Raw genomic sequence first — 22,997 nt, forward strand, 5'->3', positions numbered from 1 at the left:
CCCATAAGGGATGTTAACGCCTGACGCTAACCTGTCAGAAAACGCTCAAAATCCAGATTAGCAGATAGTGAAAGATCTTAAAACGAAAATTAACCTGCTAACTTTCAGTGCTTGACAGCAAGGCAGAGTGATGGCATAAACCTGCTGGAAACCGTAAGATGGCCAAGAAGGCCGTGGTAGGGACGAATCCCTGCCGCGGCCTTTTTGTGTTTAAGGGCCGCCTTACGAAGGCTTCAACTCCCGGAATCGTTCATCATTTCTCAGGAGGTATGGGCATGCTTTTACGAAGCATTCTTTGTACTTTCCTGACTTTAACCTTCGTGGTTCCGGTTTTTGGAGAAGAAAAAGAGTTTAGGCTCGAAGAAATCGTGGTAACCGCGACCAGGACGGAAAAGGAAGTGGAATCTGCACCTGCTTCCGTAAGCGTTGTTACGAAGGACAGAATTGAGCTAAAGGGCTCGAAAACGTTGGATCAAGTTTTAAATGACATCTCAGGGGTTATGGTACGACGGGGTAAGGGCCTAATGGACACCCTTTCCTTTATCACATTAAGGGGAATCCCAGAGCAAAAAAGAACTCTCATACTCATGGACGGCATGGTTTTGAATAACCCCTATACGGGAAACGTCAAGTTCGGGGGGTACTTCCCTGAAGACCTTGAGAGGGTCGAGGTCGTAAAAGGGCCTTTTTCTTCTCTTTACGGTGGCTATGCCATGGGAGGCGTTGTCAACTTTATTACAAAAATGCCGGAGAAACGGGAATTCACCCTTAAGACGGGATACGGCTCAGGCTTCGACCGCGGAGAAGCAATGGATGACTTTAAAAGAGTTTACTTATCCTATGGAGATAAGCTGTGGGAAAAATTCAGTATTTTCCTCAGCTACGGCCGACAGGACACGAACGGTTATCCTACCGACTTTAACGTTCAGTCAAGCCGACCCCCTGAAGGAATTACCGGATATGAAGTAACTTCAACCAGAACCGGTCAAACCGCCTACCTCGTTGGTGATAAAGGAGACAATACGTGGTGGGACGATGGAATAACTTTAAAAGCACAGTACGAATTTACGAAGGATACAAAGATAAGGTTTTCATTTATGAGAAATCGATATGAGTACGACTACGACAATCCGCATACCTACCTCACGGATGCCGAAGGTAATCCCGTGTGGTCCTACGGCAGGGTTGGGGAACATACCTTTATACCTGGTGGAGGTGGAAGAACACAGAATAGTTACGCTTCCACCTTTGAGACCACTCTTTTTAAAGACCTGAAGATGAAGTTAAATCTGTCATATATTGATACCGAAAAAGACTGGTATGTCCAGACAGTCTCAGGTGCCAGATTAGACGGCAGTTGCGGTGACACGTCCTGTTATGTGTCAAATACCCCCGGAGAGGCTTACATGGGTGACTTGCAGTTCACCCTGCCTTTATCCGACATTAACGTTGCCCTGTTGAACAACCAGATCATCACCTTTGGAGGATCTTTCAGATATGAACATGCTCATACAAAAGAAAAGTATCTGACGAACTGGAAGGACGAAGACTCAAAAACGACCTTAAAGTATGAATCAGAAGGAAAAGCGAGAACCTACTCGTTTTTTGTTCAGGATGAAATCATGCTCCTTGATAACCTGACGGCCTATATCGGATTCAGGCAGGACTGGTGGAAGACCTATGATGGATATGTAAACGATGTTGGCAAAGCGGGTTATCCAAAGGATTATTCCTCCAGTACGGCTTCTTCCTTCAGCCCAAAGTTCGCTCTTGTTTACAAACCCTTCGACACGACTACTCTTCGAGGCTCAATCGGAAAGGCCTTTCGCCCACCGACGGTTTACGAGCTCTATAGAACCTGGACTTCTTCACGGGGAACCACCTACGCGGGAAACCCTTATCTGGAGCCGGAAACGGTTGTTTCATGGGACATTGGGATTGAACAGAAACTATGGGAAGGCGCAAAGGCATCTTTGACTTACTTCGAAAACTACATGGAGGACTTAATCTATCGTAAAACTGTATCGGATAACCTGCAGGAACTTGTCAATGTCGGAAAAGCCGAGTCCAGGGGTATTGAGTTCGAGATTGAACAGAGGTTTGACAAATGGTTGAGACTCTTTGGAAACCTTACTTACACAGATTCAGAGATCAAAGAAAACGAGGCAAAACCGAGTACTGAGGGATGCCGATTAACCTATACTCCTTTGTGGAAAGCAAACATCGGTGCCGAGTTTGAAAAATCAAAGTTTAAAGCGTATGTTGTAGGAAGATATGTTGGCAAATGGTACATTTACGATGATAATTCAGACAAAACAAATGATGTTTACGGATCTTATGATCCTTATTTTACTGTGGATGCAAGAATATCTTATCAAATTACAGACTTTGTGGATGTTAGCTTTTCGGTCGATAACATTTTAGACAGAGATTACTATCAGTACTATAAAGCTCCCGGAAGATCATGGTATGCAGAGTTAAGGTTAAAATTCTAGTAATGTTGCTTATGGTTTGTACGGTAGGGGGAGTCCAGGCCTCTACCGTAACCGTAATCGATAAGCTCGGGCGTAGGGTTGAACTGGAAGTTCCCGTTAAAAGAGCAGTTATCGTCATATCCTACGAACTTATTCCTGCTCTTAATCTCTGGAATCAGGTCGTGGGGGTTTCTCGCTGGGCGCAGGAAAATTGTGGGCTTTACAGGGCTCTGATTGCAGAAAACCCCTCCCTTGAAAGACCCGTCGTGGGTGTAGGAACCAACGTAAACATTGAGGCCGTAATGAAGCTTGATCCGGATGTTGTGATAACGTGGACCTACAATCCGGACGTAATAGGCTTCCTTGAGCAACGTGGAATAAATGTAATAGGGATATATCCAGAAAGCCTTGAAGAGCTTTACAGAGACATGAGAATGCACGGAAAGATTTTTGGCAGGGAAGGCCGAACAGAAGAAGTAATTCGGGAAATGAACAAATTGTTTAAGCTTATCTCGGAAAGGACGAGCAGAATACCTTACGAAAAAAGGAAAGTAGTCATTCATCTGGCAGGGGCTCCGACAAGAGTGTCGGGAGGACTTGGCGTCATAAATGATGTGATAAGGACCGTAGGGGCAATTAATGCCGCCGGGAAGATCATGCAAAAGAACATTGATGTCTCGGTGGAAAGGATAATCGAATGGAATCCTGATGTAATATTCATCTGGGGTAGCGCAGGATATGATGAATCCTGGCTCTACGGGAATTCTCAGTGGAGGTTCATAAAGGCCGTAAGGGACCGTCAGGTTCACAAGCTTCCACGGTGGTCAACCTGGTCGCCGAGGCTAGCACCGATCGCACTCTATATGGCAATGAGGGTTTATCCTGAATGCTTTGCTGATGTTGATTTTGAAAAAAGAGTGGACGAATTTTACAAGAAGGTTTTTGGATTGTCCTATTACGAAGTAAAGAAATATGAAGAACCTTAAGACTTTAACGATTATTCTTTCGCCCTTTTTTATCGGCTGGGCGGCATTATTTATGGGTACTTATGGAATAACGCCGTCAACGGTGATCAAAATCATACTTAACGAAACCGTCCACATTTTTAACGTTGGAGATGTACCCGAGAAAACGATTGTTATTGATGTAAGGCTTCCCAGGATAGTACTCGCAGGTCTTGTCGGAGGAGCCCTTTCTGTGTCGGGGGTTGCTCTTCAGGGGATATTCAGAAATCCTCTGGTTGATCCCTTTATCCTGGGTATATCGGCAGGAGCTGCTTTCGGATGTGCCCTGACAATCGGGTTTCTCGGCGTCATTCCCGTGCAGGTAATGGCCTTTTTATTTGCGGTCCTTGCAGTGGTTATTGCCTGCTTCGTGGCAATGACTCAGGGTGAAATGTCAAGGCTATCTCTCATACTTTCGGGAGTTATCGTTTCGGCTTTTTTTACGGCCATGGTTTCAATCGTTAAGTTTCTGGTCGATCCCCACAAGCTTCAGAGCATTGTTTACTGGCTCATGGGGAGCTTTAGTCTCTCGGACTGGAAGGCCGTTAAGACGGCCATGTTCGGGGTGGCCTTTGGGGTTTTGCCGATTTTTTTCATGCGTTGGAGGCTTAATGTGATGAGCATGGGAGAAGAAGAGGCAAAGGCTCTTGGGGTAAACATAAAAATAGAAAGGCTCTTATTCATCGGGTTTTCGACCTTTGCTGTGGCTATAGCGACGTCTTTGTGCGGCATCATAGGGTGGGTTGGTCTCATGGTACCTCATCTTGTCAGGATGCTTACGGGACCTGATCACAGAACCCTCGTCCCGCTTTCTTTTTCCGCCGGCGCAGCGTTTATGATCGCCGCAGACACTCTTTCAAGAACACTAACGAGCTTTGACATTCCCGTCGGTATCATTACGGCAATCACAGGTGCACCGTTCTTTATGTACCTCATGAAGCGCGGGGGCAGGGAGGCCTGGGGCAGATAATGTTGTCCGTAAAAGACCTGCACTTCCGTCATAAAGGAAGCCTTAGAGAGGTTTTAAAGGGAATAAGTTTTGAGGCCCACAAAGGGGCTATTACCGCAATTCTCGGCCCGAACGGATCGGGGAAAACCACCCTTTTTAAGTGCATCTCCGGACTCTGGAGCTATCAAAAAGGCCAGGTCACTGTAGAGGGTGTTCCGGTTAACGAACTCTCCTTCAGGGAAAGGGCAAGGTTCTTTGCAATTGTCCCTCAGGACCATGAGCCGCCCTTTCCGTATTCCGTCCTGGACGTTGTTCTGATGGGCAGAGCAGGCTACGTTGGCATTTTCTCATCACCCGATAAGGAAGACTACGAAAGGGCGGAAGAGGCAATAGGGTTGGTCGGTATTGAGCATCTGAAGAATACACCGTACACGAAGATAAGCGGAGGGGAACGCCAGCTTGCCCTTATTGCGAGAGCCCTGGCCCAGAGTTCTCCCGTAATGCTTCTCGATGAACCGACCAGTCACCTTGATTTCAGAAACCAGATAAACGTGCTCAAAAAGATCAGGCAAATAGCTCTCGAGAAGGATCTTACGGTTGTCGTAACACTTCACGACCCGAATCTGGCAAGCCTCTTTTCAGACAAGATCCTCGTTATCAACTCTGGAAGCAAAGTTGCCGAGGGCTCTCCGGAAGAAATAATTACGGAAGATTTGATTAGAAGGATTTACGGCGTGGAAGTAAAGAAGGCTTTCGTCAACGGACAGAGTATCATCTGTCCCGTATATCACAAGTATTCTTTTCGATACGGTAAAGAAGCTCTGGGATGATCAGGGCTACCGGAGCTACAGAGCTCTGTTTGAGAGACAACCCCCCTGGAAGGGATGGTTTAACTCCGGCAAAAACTTTGCGGAGGCTTACAGTGAAAAAGGTTATCGTCATAGTCTGGCAGTCTTATTACAACATGTTGTACAGAGCATCAAAAAATGTGGGCCATCTGATGGACATAGAGGTGCACTCGGCAAGGGCCCTGGACAATGATCCCGAAAGGTTTGATCGTGTTCTTGAAAGACTCGCTGAGGCGGATATGCTTTTCTTATACCGTTCCGTGGAATCCATCTGGGATAGAATTGAAAAATTCGTAAGGGAGCGCAAAACCAGGGCGAAGGTTATATGCCTGAGCCATGATCCTGCCTACTGGACTCTTTCAAATGTTCGGCCGGAAGTGGTAAGCCGGGCTTACTCGTACCTGGTGATAAACGGCGAGGAAAACGTGACGAACATGCTCAGGTTCCTTGCCGCAGAAGAACTCGGCCTGGATGTAGATTATGCTTCTCCAAAAGAAATTCCCTGGGAAGGTTTGTACCATCCCGCCGCAGAAAAGGTTTTTTCCGGTGTGGAAGACTTTCTCCGCTGGTATGAAGCTTACTGGAACGATAAGGTTTCAAAAGGCACGGTTGGTATCCTTTTTGCCCGCCACTACTGGATAAACGGAAACCTGGACGTGGAAAATACTCTGATCCATCGCCTGGAAAAGTCGGGCTTTAAGGTCATTCCCGCCTTCGCTTACTCCGTAAAGGATGAGGCACTCGGCACAAGGGGAAGTGGTGAAGTTGTTCTGGATTGGTTTCTGGACGACGGAGGAACTCCCCGCATTGATGCCATGATTAAGCTTATCTCTTTTTTCCTCGGTTCTGGTAGAGACCGCGAGGGGCTGTCCGATAGGGATGTGGCCTCGGAGGGGATCGCGGTACTGAAAAAGCTCAACGTCCCGTGCTTCTGCCCGGTAAGCTCCTATTACAGGACGGTGGAAGAGTGGGAACGGGAAGAACTGAATCTGGATATAGGCTGGGCAATTGCCCTCCCAGAGTTTGAAGGCGTCATCGAGCCGATCATCATTGCGGCTCAAAGGGAAGGGGAAGAGGACTCAAGAGAGCGGGTGCCCATAGAAGATCGGGTCGATAAGCTGGTACAGAGAATTGAGCGGTGGATAAAGCTCAGAAAGGTTCCGCCTGCCGAGCGCAGGATCGCCTTCGTATTGCACAACAATCCCTGCGCCTCTGTGGAAGCTACCGTGGGAGCCGGCGCTCATCTGGATACACTCCAGAGCGTCGTGGAGATCATGAAGCGCATGAAGGAAGCGGGGTATTCCGTAGATCCACCCGAAAGCGGCAAAGCCCTTATCGACGAAATCATGGAAAAGAAAGCGATCTCCGAATTTCGGTGGACGACTGTTGAAGAGATCGTGAGCAAGGGTGGAGCGCTCAGGCTTCTTGAAAAGGAAAGATACGAGGAGTGGTTTAACGAACTTCCCGAAAAAACGAGGCTCAGGATGATTGAAGCCTGGGGTAATCCTCCGGGTGAATTAAAAGACGGCATACCCCCGGCAATGGTCTACGACGGGAAAATCGTCATAACGGGAGTAAGCTACGGAAACGTCCTCGTGATGGTTCAGCCAAAGCGCGGCTGTGCCGGTGCTCGTTGTGACGGTCAGGTCTGCAAAATTCTGCACGATCCCGACGTCCCGCCACCCCACCAATACGTTGCCACCTACAAATGGCTTTCCAGAGAATTCGGGGCTCATGCCGTGGTTCACGTTGGGACTCACGGAAACCTGGAGTTTCTTCCCGGAAAAGGCGTGGGGCTTTCTTCGGCGTGTTTGCCCGACGTCTGCATAGACACGCTACCCCATCTTTACATCTACAACGCCGACAACCCCCCGGAAGGAACTATAGCCAAACGCCGGTCCTGTGCCGTTCTAGTGGATCACATGCAGACTGTTATGACGGGAAGCGGTCTTTACGAAGAGCTTGCGGAACTGGACAGACTCCTCACGGAGTACGGGGAGACGAGAATTAAAGACCCGGGTCGTGCCCATGCTTTGGAACATGTCATACTCCGGGAGTTAAGAAAGTCGAAGCTGGATGCCGAGGTCAAAGTAAGAATCGGAGGCAGGCGAAGATCCCTATCGGAAATTGGCCATGAAGAACTCCACTCAATCCCCTTTGACGAGATCGTAAAGGAGGTCCACGGAAAGCTTTCCCTTATAAGGAATAGCCAGATGCAGGACGGAATGCATGTATTCGGGTCAATCCCCGAAGGAGACCGGCGGGTGGACTTCATCTATTCGATACTTCGTTATGACGCCGGAGAAGATGCTTCTCTCAGGCGGGAAGTGGCAAAGCTCATGGGCTACGACCTTTCGGAGCTCCTTGAAAACGTATCACGGGTCGACCCAAAAACCGGGAAGTCCTACGGCGCAATTATTGAAGAGATCGATGTCGTGTCCAGGAGCATCATCAGGGAGGTGCTCCGGGAAGCAGGTGTGGCCTTGGGTGAAGGAGGACGGAAATCATGAAATCCCTTGTTATTCCCTGGCATGAACCGCAATTTGCAAAGATAAAGGAAAGGATTCTCGACATAAACAGGCGCATTGAAGAAAGCAAAGAAATAGAATCCCTTCTTCGGGGCATGTCCGGCAGGTATATTCCTTCAGGGCCTTCGGGGCTCATTACGAGAGGTCGCGACGATATCCTGCCTACGGGAAGAAATTTCTATTCCCTCGATCCCCATCGGGTTCCCACCAGGCCGGCCTGGGAAGTCGGCAAAAAACTTGCCGATGCCCTTATAGAAAAGCATCTGAAGGATGAGGGCAGGTATCCCGAAAACGTTGCCATCTTTTGGATGTGTAACGACATTATGTGGGCAGACGGCGAAGGTATGGCTCAGATAATGTATCTTCTGGGAGTTAAACCTCTGTGGCTTTCCAACGGAAGGGTCAAAGGTTTTGAAATCATCCCGCTGGATGCGTTAAACCGCCCGAGGATTGACGTAACGGTGAGAGTTTCGGGCATCACCCGGGACAACTTCCCCAATGTGATTGAACTCGTTGATGAAGCCGTCCAGGCCGTGGCGGCGCTTGATGAGCCTTCCGAAATGAACTTTGTGAGAAAGCACACTCTTGAACGGATGGCGCAGGACGGCGGCAATTTCAGAGACGCAACCCTTCGGATCTTCTGTTCTAAGCCGGGCACTTATCAGGCCGGAACCCAACTGGCCGTGTATGCTTCGGCATGGAAGGATGAAAAAGACCTCGCCGAAGTGTTCCTCTACTGGAACGGCTATGCTTACGGCAAAGGCATCTGGGGCAGGGAAAAGCACAGGGAGTTCGGGAGCATTCTTAAGAGCGTAGATGTCACGTACAATAAAGTGGTAAGCGATGAATACGACCTTTTCGGCTGTTGTTGTTACTTCGGTACTCACGGTGGCATGACCGCCGCGGCACGACATCTTTCCGGAAAGGATGTGAAGACCTACTACGGGGATACGAGAGAAGGCGAGCACGTGGAGGTTCGAGATCTCGCCGACGAGATCCGCCGTGTCGTGAGGACCAGGCTCCTGAATCCCCGCTGGATCGAAGGCATGAAGCGCCACGGATATAAGGGAGCGGGGGATATTTCGAAGAGAATTGGCCGTGTTTACGGCTGGGAAGCCACCACGCAGGAGGTGGACGACTGGATATTCGACGAAATTGCACGAACCTTTCTGGTGAACGAGGAAAACAAAAAGTTCTTCGAAGAACATAACCCCTGGGCTCTTGAAGAAATAGGCCGACGGCTTATTGAGGCCTGGGAGCGCGGGCTCTGGAAACCGGCAGAGGATGTTAAGGAAGTATTGAAGGAAATCTATCTCGAAATTGAAGGCTGGCTTGAAGATAGAATGGGCGAAGTCAGCGGTGAATTCCAGGGGGGATCCGTTGATGTGGTGACGAAAGAGGAGGTTGAATTCTGGAAGAAAAAGATGCAGGAAGTTCTCGGAGCGCAGTAATGGTCGGCATGTCGGTGCTGCGATTCAAAGGCCGAAGTCAGGAAACTGACTGCATTTCGTGCGATGGCGTACTTTGCGGTGAGCTTTCAATGGAACCGGTGGTTGTTTTCAGGAAAGCCTTGAACTTTACCATCCCTGTTTTGCTGATAATCGGGTCGGGACTTGCCGTTGCAGAAATCCTTGAGGAAACGGGAATTATTCAGAGGATAAGCCCTATCGGGCGTCCGCTCAGTCGTTTTGCCCGCCTCCCTGAGGTGTGCGGGATTGCAGTAGTAACGGCAACGGTCTCCTTTCTTGCGGCAAATGCCATGCTTCAAAACATGAGAGAAAACAGGGTTCTCACCGACCGAGAAACCTTTTTTGCATCTCTTCTCACGGGAGCGGTAGCGCCGATAAAGGTAACCTTCACCTATCACCTCCCTGTTATTCTTCCCGCTCTCGGACTCTATGCCGGTTGCATCTACGTGGCAACGCTCTGGCTGGGAAGCATTGCTCTACTTCTTTTCGTCCTTGTTGTTGGCCGTATCCTCCTGAAAGATCGGAAGGTCGATTTGGATGGCTTCGAAGAAGTCAGGATGATTTACCGTGAACCCCAAAAATCCTTCAAAAAGGCCCTGTTTCGCTTCTTAAGGCGCTTTGCCCGGATTGGAGGCACCTTTTTCGCGGTAACCGTCGTCGTATTCTTTCTCGTCGAAGCAGGTCTAATGTTAAGGATCGAGCACTCCATTATGCCTCTTGCCGAAAGACTCCACCTCCCCGGCGCAACCCTTCCGGCCGTTGCCGCCTACATAGCCTCGCCCATCGTTGGCATTTCCATGATGGGGTCCCTTGGGAGACAGCATCTCGTTACGGACAGCCAGATTATCACGGCTCTACTTTTCGGAAGCATTTTCATGCTGCCGGTTCTGTACCTGCGGTTCTACTTACCCCAGTGGATATCCATCTTTGGAATTAGGCTTGGGACCCTTAGAGCGGTTACCAGCATGGTTCTGGTTATGGCGGTAAGGGTTGCCGTGCTTTTGGCATTTATGACCCTTTCGTGAGAAGGCGGAGAATACAGGTGAAGGTCTTTCAGAAGCTTTACCCTTTTTCGGCCATAGTAGGTCAGGAAAAGCTTAAAAAGGCCCTTATCCTCTGCGCAATAAACCCTGCCGTAGGAGGCCTTCTCATAAGAGGTGAAAAAGGCACGGCAAAATCCACGGCCGTAAGATCACTCGCGGCGATTCTTCCGAAAATTCGGGTTTTAGAGGGCTGTCCTTTTTCGTGCGACCCCGATAATCCTTCTGAATGGTGCAGCGGCTGTAGGCAACTCAAGCCCCCTGTGCCCGTCGTTTTAAAGCCCATTCCCGTCGTGACCCTTCCTCTGAACGCCACGGAGGACAGGGTGGTGGGGAGTATCGACTTTGAAAGGGCAATTAAAACGGGAGAACGCAGATTTTATCCGGGAGTGCTTGCCAGAGCGCACCGGGGCATTCTTTATGTGGATGAAATTAATCTTCTCGATGACTACATCGCCGACCTTATTCTAGATGCGGCAGCATCAGGGCTAAACCGGGTGGAGCGGGAGGGTATCTCCTTTGTCCATCCCGCAAGGTTTATACTTGTAGGGACGATGAATCCGGAAGAGGGAAGCATCAGGCCTCAGCTCCTCGATAGATTCGGTGTGTGCGTGGATGTCTCCGGGGAAAAAGACCTCAACAGACGTGTGGAATTGATGACCCTTCGCGAAGAATTCGACAATGATCCCGAAAGCTTCAACAGGCGCTTCGAAGAGGATAACAGGTCCCTTGCCCGGAAGATTCTTGCGGCCAGGGAGTTACTATCGAAGGTCAAAACCCCCGATCCCATTAGGAAATTCATATCCGACCTGTGCCTGGAAAACAACGTGGCGGGTCACCGTGCCGACATAGTGCTTGAGCAGGCGGCAAGGGCTCTGGCGGCCTTTAAGGGACGCCTTAATGTAACGATCGAAGACGTCGGCGAAGTTGCACAGATGGTCCTTATACACCGAAGAAGAGAATCGGCACCCGCTCCTCCGGCGCCCGCTCCCCGGGAAAATCAGGAGCATGAACGGCCTGATCAGAAGGCCGAGACCCGCCATCAGCGAGAACCGAAAGAAGCTGTAGGTGAATTCGACGACGCAAAGTCCGGTAGGTCCCCGGGGAAGGCTGAATCGGCCGATGGGAAACAGGAACAGGACGAGAGCCCGGAGGATCACGGGGCCGAAAACGAAAAAGTCAACCACGAGCGGATAATGGAACGGGTATTCGAAATCGGGGAAACCTTTCGCGTCAGAAAGATCTCCGCCCCTAAGGACAGACTGGTACGAAGGGGATCGGGGAGAAGAAGCCGAACCAGAACGGCTCAGAGGCGAGGTCGTTATGTCAGAAGTAGTCGTCTGATGTCCGACGGTATGGATGTGGCTCTGGATGCCACACTCAGGGCGGCAGCACCTTATCAGATTCACCGTCGGGGACAATCAATCGGAGAGCTGGCCGTTCATCTGACGCTTCAGGACATCAGACACAAAATTCGTGAGAAGCGCATGGGCAATTTTCTTCTCTTTGTCGTCGATGCAAGCGGTTCAATGGGGGCTCAGGGGAGAATGGCCGCTACGAAGGGTGCCATAATGTCTCTGCTCCTTGACGCTTACCAGAAGCGGGATCGAGTGGCCATGGTCTGTTTCAGGCAAAAGGAAGCCGAAGTAAAGCTCCCGCCTACTTCTTCCGTCGAGCTTGCGGCAAAACAGCTTAGGGAACTTCCCGTAGGAGGGCGGACGCCTCTTTCTGCAGGGCTTATTAAAGCCCATGAAGTGTTGAGGAGCGTGTTTTTGAAGGATCCCTCGGCAAGACCCATAGTGATAGTTGTTACCGACGGAAGGGCTAATGTTTCGGTGGGCGAAGGGAAGAAGCCACTGGAAGAAGCGCTTTTCGTCGCACGGAAGTTTGCCGCCGACGACCGGGTTCTTCCCGTCGTGGTTGACACGGAAAAATCAGGGGTTTTTCGGTTCGGGCTTGCAAGAAGACTGGCCGATGTAATGAATGCCTCTTATTTTCGCATAGAGGACCTTAAGGCAGAGAAACTTCTGGAGGTTATAAAGGAGGTATCTCGGTGAGTTGCGACAGGATCTATCCCTTCGTGGCAATCGTTGGGCAGGAGAAAATGAAGCGAGCCCTTATTTTCAACATCATCAATCCAACCCTTTCGGGTGTCCTGATACGGGGAGAAAAGGGCACGGGGAAGTCAACGGCAGTGAGAGCCCTTGCCCACATACTTCCGAAGATTGAGGTGATCAGGGATTGTCCCTTTAATCTGGCCGATGCCGATCCGGAAGGTCTATGTGGCGAATGTCCCAGAAGCGAGTGCAGCCGTGAAGTTATGGGCGGGAAAAAGCCGGAAAAGGTATGGCGTGAAATACGTGTGGTGGAATTGCCGGTTGGGGCTACGGAAGACCGGGTTGTGGGGACTCTTGATCTTGAACATGCGCTCAAAAAAGGCGAAAAGCGTATAGAGCCGGGCCTGCTGGCAGCAGCTCATCGAGGAATTCTTTACGTTGATGAGGTCAATCTCCTGGACGACCATGTGGTGGACGTTTTGCTCGATTCGGCAGCGATGGGCGTCAATACCATTGAGCGAGAAGGAGTGAGCTTTTCTCACCCGGCAAGATTCACCCTTGTCGGCACGATGAACCCCGAAGAAGGCGAATTGAGGCCGCAACTTCTGGATCGCTTCGGCCTGTGTGTGCATGTCGAAGGGCTTAAAGACCCGGAAAGTCGGGTTACGGTAATGGAACGACGCATTGCCTTTGACGAAGATCCGGAAAATTTTTGCAGACTCTGGGAAAATGAGTCCAAAATGCTGGTGGATCGGATTGAAAGGGCAAGGAGGCTTTATCCCGAAGTGGTCGTTCCAAGAGATCTTCTTTTCGACATAGCAACCTGTTGCCTGGACTTCGGGGTGGACGGTCACCGGGCCGACATAATAATGCTGAAAACCGCAAAAACCATTGCGGCCTTTGAGGGTAGAACAGAAGTGATAGCGGGCGACATAGAAGAAGCCGCAGAACTCGTTCTTCCTCACAGGGTAAGAAAACAGCCCTTTATGGACATGGCTGAAGACCTCAGAATGATGAAGTCGGCCTAAAGATAGACATGTCTAAATACCGCTTGTCCCTTATGGTAGACCTAAGACCTGAAGCTCCGTTTGCTCATTTAACGGAAAAGGGGAAAAGATTTTTTTGAAAAAAGTAGAACTATAACCGTATGTTGAAATAAGCGGCAGCAACTCAATTAATATTGTTACAGGTGCTTTACTTAACCCCGGAAAACACGATTTTATCGCAGGGGAAGAAGGGACCTTTAGAAGAGTTTCAAAGAAGTGATTAAAGCATGGTCACGAGAAGGAAGCCGAGATGCTATGGCGAACGCGTAATGACCCGTGGCTTGACAACGGGCTGGAATTATTCGGTCAAATAGTTGAGCACATCGCCTCTCAGCACCCACGAATCCTTCAGGTCCAATGGGAACCGGATGGGTTGAAGTTAACCATTAAAGATGTATCCCGCTTTATCGAGTTGTTGGATGACGAGATTAAGCAAAAAAGTCAATCTGCAATTTATTATACGGTAGGAGTGCGTCAAAGTTTAAAGCCTTTTGTCGGCTTTAATCAACAGCCCCAAAGACAACGTCCACCGATCTTTCAGGATGACCGCCGCCGTAATTTTCTTGAGCAGTTGTTTGCTTCTCAAGTCCAAACTCGGGGTGAATTAAAGGGCTGTCCTCTCTGTGGTGAACCCATTGCCGCTCATGAACAAAAACTCACTCTCTCGGTTTACCCCTTTGTTACCAAGATCAAATCATTTTCGGGTGTCCGAACTCGATGGCAAGGCAGTGGTCTAAGTGGTTTTACCGAATACTTAATTGTTTGTCCTTACTGTTACTTTTTAGGAGCATTAACATGGATGGACGATGCCCTACTTTACCTTTGCGACATTGGCGGGACCAACGGAACGGCGATTGTCATGATTCCAGCTCCAACGGCTGGCAGTCTGACCAGACTGCGACGAGTTAAGTCTTACCGTCCTAAATACGGGGAACGGAAAACTAACGTGAAGTTCAAAAGCAGGTCAAACGGAAAGGAGCAAGAAGAGGAACGAAATGTCAGGGAAGGTCGCTATTCGTTACTTTTGGCTTTTCTTGAACGAACTCTTAACGAAATTGCCGAAGAGGTTGAAATAACGGATTTATTTACCGAAGCGCGAAAACGAATTGCCGACGGGTGGCTTTTTGTCAGTATCCCTCAGGGAAGGATGAAAAACATTACGGCACACGACTTGGTCTTGGATGAACCCACGCTGAGACTTCTAGCCGCATTGGTGGGAAAAGGGAAGTTGCCATACGCTTACATGATTACTGAAATTTGGCTCAGCGATGAAAAAGGCAGATATCTGGAAAGAGAAACCCCTGCCGTGCGAGAGTCTCTTTCAGAAGCGGTTTTGACCGATGACTTTGACTTGTTTGCCAGAACCTTCGCCACGAAACCCAGGAGACAACTTCGTTTTCCTTTCGTAATTGGTGACGAAGTTGAAGATTTAGTCCAACTATGGAGGTGGACAAATATGGATACCGAAACCTTAGAAGTTCTTAAGAAAGCGGGAAGGGCGCTGGCTCAGATTGCTGCCAGCCGAAAGCAGCCGGTGTTGCTTTACGCTCTGGAGCGCGTTCGTTCCGGCTCCGATTTGCTTGAGGTCCTAAAAGAGGGTATCCATCGGCTCATAGGTCTGGACGCCGAGGAAATGCAATACATTTCCCTGGATGCCCTCGAAAGGCTCACAGAACTCGTACACCAGACAACGGATGCCAAACGGTTTTCGGACATCAAAAACACCCTCATCGTTTTCGCCGGTGTTGCCTATGCCAAAAATATAATGGCCCAAAAACGCCAGCTTCAATAGGAGGTGAGAAGCGATGAGAAGCGATGTTAAGGCGATTCAACTGGTTTGGCTCAGCAAAACGGGGCTAACAAATCTGAACAGCGGTGAAGGTGGAAGCAACCTAGTGGACATCAAAAAATTCCGTTACTGTGGCGAGGAGTTTCCATATGTCAGCGGGCAAGCGATGCGGTATTACCTCAGGGAATCCATACGACGTCACCTCGAACCTGAAGAAGCCTGTATCGCCGATGAGCAGGGCGAAACCTGCGGACGGATTGCCGAATGCGTTCTTTGTGACCTGTTTGGCTTCATGTGGACGGAACGCTCTGAAAGACGAGGCGAAGGCAGAAGTCATGTTCGGACATCCCCTGTAAAGGTATCACCTGCAATGGGATTGCTTCCGTTGGATTACACAATGGTTACGGACTTCCTGACAAGGCGTCCCAGAGAAACGACAGTTGAGGCGACAGAGGTAGAAGATGCACGAAGCATAGTTAACGTTGAACTGGTAGTCAATATCTACAAGGCCGGCATATGTATAGATCTTCGACGAGTGGGGCGAGAAGAAGAACTCGTGGATCTAGTGAGCGCCGAAGATGCAAGACGTCGCTTCCCGATAAGGAGTGTTCGTCTCAGGGATTATGTGAATGAGCAAGAGCGGTGTCGCCGTATCTCTTTACTCCTTAATGCCATCAAGTATTTCAGCGACTACTCCAAGCAGGCTCGGCTACTTACGGACTTTACGCCGGATTTCGTGCTCATTGCCTTACAGCATAACTATTCCCATCGCCTCCAGAAAGCCCTTGAGATCCGGGGTGATGGTACAGCCAACCTCAACGTTGAGAGACTGCGCCAGATCATCCTTGAACTTCAAGAAGAACTGGTCAGGGTTAACGACACACCCGCCCTGTGGGCCGGGATGGTTGACGGTATAGTGGAGAATGCCGACGAAGTTAGGCAAGTCCTTCATGACCTGAGAATTCCCGTCATAACACCACGCCAGGCGATTGATGAAGGCAGTAGGGCTCTTGGCATAGTTCAATCGTGAGGTGAAAGCTATGGCGGAAAGGCTTTACGGCTTCATAGCCGATGCAGAATTACCCTATTTTGCCTGCTTCCGGAAGCCTGCCAGCACGAGCGTGATTCTGACTTATCCGGTCCCGCCGTTCACAACCATTGTGGGGATGATTGCCAACGCCCTGGGCATCCCCCGACCGGGGTACTTTGAAGGCATTAACTGGCTTCAGAACATCCTGTGGCTCAACCTTCGCCCCATAACGAAACTACCACGCCCCTCGCGGGAATTGGCGAAGATCCTGAAGTTGGTAGGGGAGAATCGTGAAGAACGCCGTCCAACTTCTTTTCCTTCTTCACCCATGTACAGGTATTTTCTTCCGCGACCCTATTACCGCTTTTTTGTGGCAAGCGAAGATCGCGAAGCAGTTGATGAAATAGTGAAAGCGCTCGGTTGTCCCGAGCGACCGCTCTATCTCGGTCAATCTGATGATATGGTTGTGCTTAAAGTTGTCTGGTGCGGCGAAGTTGAGCAGGTTGAGAGTCGGGAAGCATGGGGATTGGTTCGGGGTTCGTACGAAGCTAACGGCCAGGGGACGGAACTCTTGAGACTCCCCATTGGCTTTGAAAGCGAGCGCAAACTGCTGCTATCGCCTCTTCTCACATTACCGTCGAATTTCCCCTTCCTGTTACCGCAACCCGAGTCGCTCTGGCGTTTTGCTGAAGAGACGGTGCACCTTATTAGCGCTAAAGAGGCGAGGGAAAATGCTTCTGGCGAAAAGCGAGCGAATTAACGGCAGGTTGCGTTATCAAACACTTCTCGGACACACGAAAGATGTGTTGCACCTGGTCAACGAACTCACGAAATGCCCGGGTTTCAGCCTTTTTTGCAGTCGCCACTCTCTCAATGAGACCGAGGCTCGCAAAGCACTTTTGGGTATTGCAGCTTTACATGACATTGGCAAGGCGACGAAACCCTTCCAGAAAGCGATTTGCGAAGGCAAACGCCTTTCGGATATACCTCATGCCCTCATCGCTTTGCCTTGCGCCTGCGAAGTGTGGAAGCAACTGAGACTCCCAAGTCTTTACGGCGACTTGGGTTTACCGATGGTCGAAATGCTTGTCGTTGTTGCTCATCATGCCTTGCTTTACGATGACTTGTATCAAAGAGCTATTAAACATTCGCAGCGCCTGGAATACGAACCGGAAGCGGAAAGCGTGCTATCGGAAATCCTTTCCTGGGCTGTCCAACAGTTTGACTTGTCAGGGCTCGGGACCCTTCGCTCATTACCTTTCAACGAATGGTCAAAGTGGGAACTGAAAAGTTGCGCCATAGCCCTTTCCCGATTTCGTGATCAAAACCGAAAAATTAAAGCGTCTTCAGACCTTGCATCACTTGCAAAGTTGAAAGCAGTCTACACTTTCGCTCTGGCTTATTTGAAGTTTGCGGATTACTGGGCAAGTCGAAACTTTTCGGAGCAAGCAGGAAAGCTGTCTGAAAAAATTGTAAATGAACTTTTGCCGGCTTTGCCTGACTGGCATCTTCCCTGCGATGCAAGAGAGCGAGTTTGGAGTAAGCTAACCGGAGGTGGCAGTAAGCCCTACTCCTTCCAGACCCAATTGGACCGGACCGAAGCGGAACGAGTGATCGTGCTGGCACCCTGCGGGCGCGGTAAAACTGAAGGGGCTTTACTATGGTTCTTGCGTCAGCGAATGCTTGACAAGTGCGAAAGGCTTATCATCGCGATGCCTACACAAGTTACTTCAAATGCCATGCGAGAAAGGCTTGTATCTCTTTTTGGTGATAATGTCGTTGGGCTTTATCACGGTCGTAGCCTGCTGGAACACCGTGAATTGGTGCAATTAAGAGTGGTGCAAACGGATGAAGGCGATGACCTTGATCCAGAAATCGAGCAGGAACTTGCTCGAAGTGAAAACTTCTGGAGCGAGGTCTTCGCCAAGCCCATAACGGTAACAACTGCCGACCATTTGCTTTTCACTTTCGTTCACGGCTATCGCCAAGCTGACTTCGCCCTTGGTTGTTTACAGACTGCAGCCGTTGTTTTTGATGAGGTGCACTGTTACGACCGGAGAATGCTGGCCGAATTGCGAGAACTCTTCAAACTATTGCGGGAGATGAAAATCCCGCACCTTATCATGAGCGGAACCCTCCCGGAGTTTCTGGTAAGTGAAACTCGTATCGGGGATTACGAACGCGTAATCGATAACGAGGGACTAACTCACAAGCCCTTCATTCTACGGAAGCGGAATGAGGGGATGTTCGTTCGGGTTGAAGGAGACGATGGAGGAAACCTGAATCCTAATAACGAGATTGTTGGAGAAGTTATTGAAGGCTTCAAACGGGGTCTTTGTCAGTTTGTCATCGTCAACACGGTCAGAAAGGCTCAAATGTTTTACCGTGCTCTCAAAGAGCGCATTGATGAAAATGAGCGACTCTGGTGCCTGCATTCTCGCTTTTGCTACGCCCACCGGAGAGAAAAGGAACAGAGGATCACGGAACTGCTCCGGGAAAAGGTTCGCCCGTTAATCTTGGTGGCGACACAGGTTATCGAAGTGAGCCTTGACATCTCTTGCGACCGCATGTTTACCGAGCTTGCACCGATTGATGCATTAGGACAACGGGCGGGGAGGCTCCATCGTGGCGCCGCTGAGCCTGAAGGGTTTGAATTACTGGTATTTAGCGTGCAGGATCCTCAACCCTATTGTATTTCCCACAGGCGAGACCCGCTCCCTGAACTGAACAGAACATGGCAGGTGCTTCAGGATAACCTGCCGGTTTCCTACGGGTGGCTTAAAGAGCAGTGCGACCTAGTTTACGCAGATGCACGGTTAGGAATGGCACAAATTGACGAGCTTTTCAAGGCTTGTACTTTGTTTGGATTAAACCACAATGAAATTCGGTTCAGCGAAGAAGAAGGCAAGGTTTACCGCCCACGAGATATCGTGATGCCCACCATTGATGTAATCCCGGAAGCGGTTTTCACGGAATTAGGCGACGAAGGTTGTCAGTCGATTTACCTCGCACCTGTTCCGGTCTGGTGGCTCATGAAGTCAAACCGTGAACGCTTAAAATTGTTTTATCTACACGAGGCCGGCAAAAAGAAGTGGCTCCTATGTGCAATACCTTATGACCCGGAAACGGGATTTGCTTCCGATTTCTTGGCCATTTCTTCTTGACCGGTTGACCGGCGTGCGTGTTTGTGCTATCAGGAGTCCCGATAAAGAAGCTTCCGTGAAGGGGCTGGTTTTGTAAGTTAGTCAACTTTTAAAAAGCTTGTCGAACTTGAAGCCACGAAGGCTTAGGTCTTCGTGGCTTTTTTGTTTGGTCCGGCCGATTGAAGGAAATGCAAAGGCAGAAACAATCATGTGGAGGGTGAATTGATGTGTGGTGGGAGGTTTCACTTTATTTTTCTTATTGTTGTGGGCTTGCTTGTTACTTTGTGCCATCAAGTCAAGGCTGCAGAGACGGTGCTCGAAGAGTTGGTGGTCACCGCTACAAAGAATCCTGAAAGCACGAAAGATGTACCGGTGAAAACAGACGTTATCACGAAAGAAGAGATGGAAAATGTTGGTGCGAAGAACGTTGCAGAAGCTTTCAAGCTCATTCCCGGCTTTTACTTAAGGGGTGAAAATGTGCCCGGGGCTTCATACTGGCATGCGCGGCTTCGAGGTTTGGATTTCGATCGCGGGTATGGACTCATTCTGATTGACGGAGAACGGGTGCTTGGGGGTGCAATGGGAGAATACGGCATAAGCCTGAACCAGTTGCCTCCACAGATGATAGAACGTGTAGAGATTGTCAAAGGTCCTGGTTCTGTTCTCTACGGCAGCGATGCCCTGGCTGGAGTGGTGAACATAATTACAAAAGCAATCCCGGAAGAACCTCTGTGCAGTTTCCACATGGGGTACGGATCTTACGATACCGTCCAGGCAGGTACTACTCTGGGACGGACGGTGGGCCACACGGGTATCCTGTCAAGCTTCCAGGCGGAAAGGTCTGAGCGAAGCCGTTACGGTGGGCGGACAGACGAGTTCAACGGACGCCACGCCCTTGTTAAAATCTCTCATCCTTTATCGGATTTCCTCGAAACTTCGTTGAAGGTTGCCTACGATAAAATGGAGTGGAATTACATGGTTGAAGAAAAGACCAGGATCAGCCCATCAATCACCTATGAACTGCCGACCGAAGGAACGATTACTCTGAAGGGCTATTGGTACAAGCTTTTTCTCGATAGTTTCTCTCCGGGATATACGCCCAGAAAAGGGAACATATCCTACGGGCATGGCGAAATCAGGTATGCCCAGCCACTCTGGAATCGACATTTCCTGACCATTGGTGGTGAATATCTTAATCGCCGGATTGATGCTACCTTCGCAGATGAGACGGACAGTTTTTGGAGCCTTTATGCTCAAGACGAGATTGAATGGAAGCCTTTTCGATTTGTCATTGGAGGGCGAATTGATAATAACTCTCTGTACGGTACCGAATTCAATCCAAGATTCGCAGCACTATGGCATATAAACGAGTCTGTTTCTCTAAGGGCTTCGGTCGGTCGAGGTTTTAAATCACCGACGATTCGCCAGCTTTACGTTTTCTTCAAGCACGGTAACTGGTGGAACAGACCAAACCCGGACCTGGAAGCCGAGAAATCGTGGGGCTATGACTTTAACCTTGAGTACTTATTTGGAGATAAGTTGAAGTTCGATGTCGGTTACTTCCGTAACGAACTGGAAGACATGGTCGTAGCTGTGGATACGGGAGAGACGCTGGATGGATACCCGGTCAGGACTTGGAAGAATGTGAACAGAGCCTACACACAGGGCGTAGAGTTAAGTTGCAAGTTCATACCCGTTGAGCCCCTCATGTTCACGGTTAACTATACCTGGCTTGATACGGAAGATAAGGAAACAAAAAAAGAGCTTCCTTACAGTCCCCACCATACGGCAACTGTGGGTTTCACTTACCATATTAAACCTCTCGATGCGTCCATCGGCTGGACAACCTCTTTCTACTCCGAAGCCTTCACAAACGATACAAACACTTCAAAGTTGCAGGACTACAGCGTATCAAGCATCCACATCAAAAAACGCATAACGGAGAACGTCTCACTTGCTTTCGACGCAGATAATCTCTTCGATTCGGATTACGGTGAACCTGCAGGGGATTGGACAGGAAGGGTTTTCTTCGGAAAGGTCGAGGTCAACTTCTAGAACAAATTAAGGAGGAAGAGAAAATGAAGAAGTTTAGCAACCCATGCCCGCTTGGAATTGCCGCTTTTTTCATCGTTTTCCTGGGTGCCACCGCTTTTGCCCATGACCTCTGGATCAACGTAGGAGAAGTGAAGCACAACAAAGCCACCGTTGCAGTGGTCTTTGGTCACAACTTTCCTTATTATGACATCCTTATCACCAAAGACAGGTTGGCGGACTTCTTCTATGTCGTCCCATCGGGAGAACGGCGACAAGTCGAGAAGGTTAGAGAAGAAGAAACAGGAGACGGCAAAGGAGCTCTTTTGGCCGATATCCCGTTAGAGGAGCCCGGAACATACGTTGTAGTGGCCAGCATCAAGCGCAGGGGCTCAGAAAAGCAGGTTCCTTCGGAGAAATACGCCAAGGCTATAATCAGCACGGATAGAACGTCACAATCGATTCCACCGTTACCACATGAGCCCAGGCTTGATATCCTTCCGTTGGAAAATCCTGCCTCGATTAAGCCTGGTGTCTGTCTGCCCGTCAAGGTGCTTTACGAAGGGCAACCTCTTTCTACCTATTTGTATGCCACTTATGCTGGTTATTACTCTGAAACCGAACCTTTTCCCATAACCGTTAAAAGTGATGAGGACGGAATAGCATGCGTTCCGGTCGATCGACCCGGGAATTGGCTCGTCCAATGTAGTCACAAAGTCGATATTTCGGCTACTTTAACATTCACTGTGAATGATTGATTTGGACTTGCGTGAATTTGTTTTGGAAATCTGATCAAGAGAAAAATGCGAGCACCTTCCGGACGCAAATCCCAGGAGAAGGGGAGATATTCGTGGGTAAGCGATCCTGAGGCAGGGTTGATATTCAGGCAAGCCTGGAGGTAAGGGGAGAGTCTTTGAAGCTCGGAAGGTACCTTGAAGGTGCCTTTTTGGGCATTAAGGGGTGGGTTAGTGGGAATGGAGAGATACAGGCTGAAGTTTTCCACAAAATGACATAACCGCTGGAAATTATTATAGATATAGTGTAATGCCGTGTAATTTGAAGAAAGCTTGTGATTTTAATATGTTAGCAGCGACCTTGATTTTACAACGTCCTTATCAATCCAGGTACATAAAAGTAATTTATTGTTTTTTGTGTATCATTACATGTTTTTGCCAGTAATTATAAGATGTTAGATAGTAAAATTATTGCTTACGGAAAACTTGAGTCATAGGTGCTTTCGCAACGATCCATTCTTTCTTTTTCTTTAAAGGGCTCTTTGGCGGAAAAAACAGTTTAAATTCCTCATAGTACTCTCGCAACGGGCCTAGATGTGTCTGTTTATGCCAGACCAGAGTTGTTTCAATTCCTCATAGGTACTCTCGCAACTTCAACGATTTCACTGATAAGCTCCGCTTGAGCTAAGTTTCAATCCCTCATAGGTACTCTCGCAACCGAAGTCACTGCTCAACAACCCGTCGTCGGAGCTACGTTTCAATCCCTCATAGGTACTCTCGCAACCGCTGGCGCAGGGGGTTTTGAAGCTGGAGAAGAACAGTTTCAATCCCTCATAGGTACTCTCGCAACCGGGT

16 protein-coding genes are annotated in these 22,997 nt (G+C 49.3%); 15 read left to right on the plus strand and 1 reads right to left on the minus strand.

The annotated features are described in order from the left end of the window. The first annotated feature begins 158 nt into the window (after positions 1 to 158). The 15 genes from BM091_RS03480 (at position 159) to BM091_RS03545 (ending at position 22,166) form a co-directional block, all read left to right on the plus strand. Positions 159 to 2,495 (plus strand): TonB-dependent receptor plug domain-containing protein, encoded by a 2,337-nt coding sequence (locus BM091_RS03480; RefSeq protein ID WP_177193509.1) that lies wholly within the window; start codon positions 159 to 161, stop codon positions 2,493 to 2,495. After that, positions 2,465 to 3,460, plus strand: a complete 996-nt coding sequence (locus tag BM091_RS03485; RefSeq protein WP_218148786.1) for an ABC transporter substrate-binding protein — start codon at positions 2,465 to 2,467, stop codon at positions 3,458 to 3,460. Before BM091_RS03480 ends, BM091_RS03485 begins: the two co-directional genes overlap by 31 nt. Next, on the plus strand, positions 3,447 to 4,448 hold the full coding sequence (locus tag BM091_RS03490) for a FecCD family ABC transporter permease (RefSeq protein ID WP_093393484.1): 1,002 nt from the start codon (positions 3,447 to 3,449) through the stop codon (positions 4,446 to 4,448). Before BM091_RS03485 ends, BM091_RS03490 begins: the two co-directional genes overlap by 14 nt. Continuing rightward, the gene (locus tag BM091_RS03495) at positions 4,448 to 5,257 is read left to right on the plus strand and encodes an ABC transporter ATP-binding protein (protein ID WP_093393486.1); all 810 of its coding nucleotides are present in this window, start codon (positions 4,448 to 4,450) and stop codon (positions 5,255 to 5,257) included. The genes BM091_RS03490 and BM091_RS03495 overlap by 1 nt, the downstream gene beginning before the upstream one ends. 92 nt (positions 5,258 to 5,349) lie before the next feature. Further along, entirely contained in the window at positions 5,350 to 7,785 is a 2,436-nt protein-coding gene (locus BM091_RS14375) for a cobaltochelatase subunit CobN (protein ID WP_218148787.1), read from the plus strand. Next, positions 7,782 to 9,254: a cobaltochelatase subunit CobN gene (locus BM091_RS14380; RefSeq protein WP_218148788.1), complete on the plus strand. Its 1,473-nt coding sequence runs from the start codon at positions 7,782 to 7,784 to the stop codon at positions 9,252 to 9,254. Before BM091_RS14375 ends, BM091_RS14380 begins: the two co-directional genes overlap by 4 nt. Beyond that, positions 9,254 to 10,297 (plus strand): hypothetical protein, encoded by a 1,044-nt coding sequence (locus BM091_RS03505; protein WP_093393487.1) that lies wholly within the window; start codon positions 9,254 to 9,256, stop codon positions 10,295 to 10,297. The genes BM091_RS14380 and BM091_RS03505 overlap by 1 nt, the downstream gene beginning before the upstream one ends. 17 nt (positions 10,298 to 10,314) lie before the next feature. Continuing rightward, positions 10,315 to 12,369, plus strand: a complete 2,055-nt coding sequence (locus tag BM091_RS03510; protein WP_218148789.1) for a putative cobaltochelatase — start codon at positions 10,315 to 10,317, stop codon at positions 12,367 to 12,369. Between the two features lie 47 nt (positions 12,370 to 12,416). Beyond that, positions 12,417 to 13,397, plus strand: coding sequence for a magnesium chelatase ATPase subunit I (locus BM091_RS03515; RefSeq protein WP_093393547.1), 981 nt, complete (start codon positions 12,417 to 12,419; stop codon positions 13,395 to 13,397). A gap of 817 nt (positions 13,398 to 14,214) precedes the next feature. Next, entirely contained in the window at positions 14,215 to 15,207 is a 993-nt protein-coding gene (locus BM091_RS03520) for a hypothetical protein (protein WP_093393489.1), read from the plus strand. Between the two features lie 13 nt (positions 15,208 to 15,220). Beyond that, the gene (cas7i, locus tag BM091_RS03525; RefSeq protein ID WP_093393490.1) at positions 15,221 to 16,234 is read left to right on the plus strand and encodes a type I-B CRISPR-associated protein Cas7/Cst2/DevR; all 1,014 of its coding nucleotides are present in this window, start codon (positions 15,221 to 15,223) and stop codon (positions 16,232 to 16,234) included. A gap of 10 nt (positions 16,235 to 16,244) precedes the next feature. Continuing rightward, a complete protein-coding gene (gene cas5, locus BM091_RS03530; RefSeq protein WP_093393492.1) occupies positions 16,245 to 16,994 on the plus strand; it encodes a CRISPR-associated protein Cas5 in 750 nt (249 codons plus the stop codon). Next, positions 16,966 to 19,398 (plus strand): CRISPR-associated helicase/endonuclease Cas3, encoded by a 2,433-nt coding sequence (locus BM091_RS03535; protein WP_093393493.1) that lies wholly within the window; start codon positions 16,966 to 16,968, stop codon positions 19,396 to 19,398. The genes cas5 and BM091_RS03535 overlap by 29 nt, the downstream gene beginning before the upstream one ends. Before the next feature lie 204 nt (positions 19,399 to 19,602). Continuing rightward, the gene (locus BM091_RS03540) at positions 19,603 to 21,432 is read left to right on the plus strand and encodes a TonB-dependent receptor plug domain-containing protein (protein ID WP_093393495.1); all 1,830 of its coding nucleotides are present in this window, start codon (positions 19,603 to 19,605) and stop codon (positions 21,430 to 21,432) included. A 23-nt stretch (positions 21,433 to 21,455) separates the two neighbouring features. Next, positions 21,456 to 22,166 carry a DUF4198 domain-containing protein gene (locus BM091_RS03545; RefSeq protein ID WP_093393496.1) on the plus strand — a complete coding sequence of 237 codons (711 nt, stop codon included), beginning with the start codon at positions 21,456 to 21,458 and terminating at the stop codon, positions 22,164 to 22,166. A gap of 638 nt (positions 22,167 to 22,804) precedes the next feature. Here the strand turns inward: BM091_RS03545 and BM091_RS14050 are convergent. Further along, on the minus strand, positions 22,805 to 22,997 hold a 193-nt coding region (locus BM091_RS14050; protein WP_218148791.1), incomplete at its 5' end, for a hypothetical protein.

The sequence above is a fragment of the Thermodesulforhabdus norvegica genome (assembly GCF_900114975.1).
GTDB lineage: Bacteria > Desulfobacterota > Syntrophobacteria > Syntrophobacterales > Thermodesulforhabdaceae > Thermodesulforhabdus > Thermodesulforhabdus norvegica.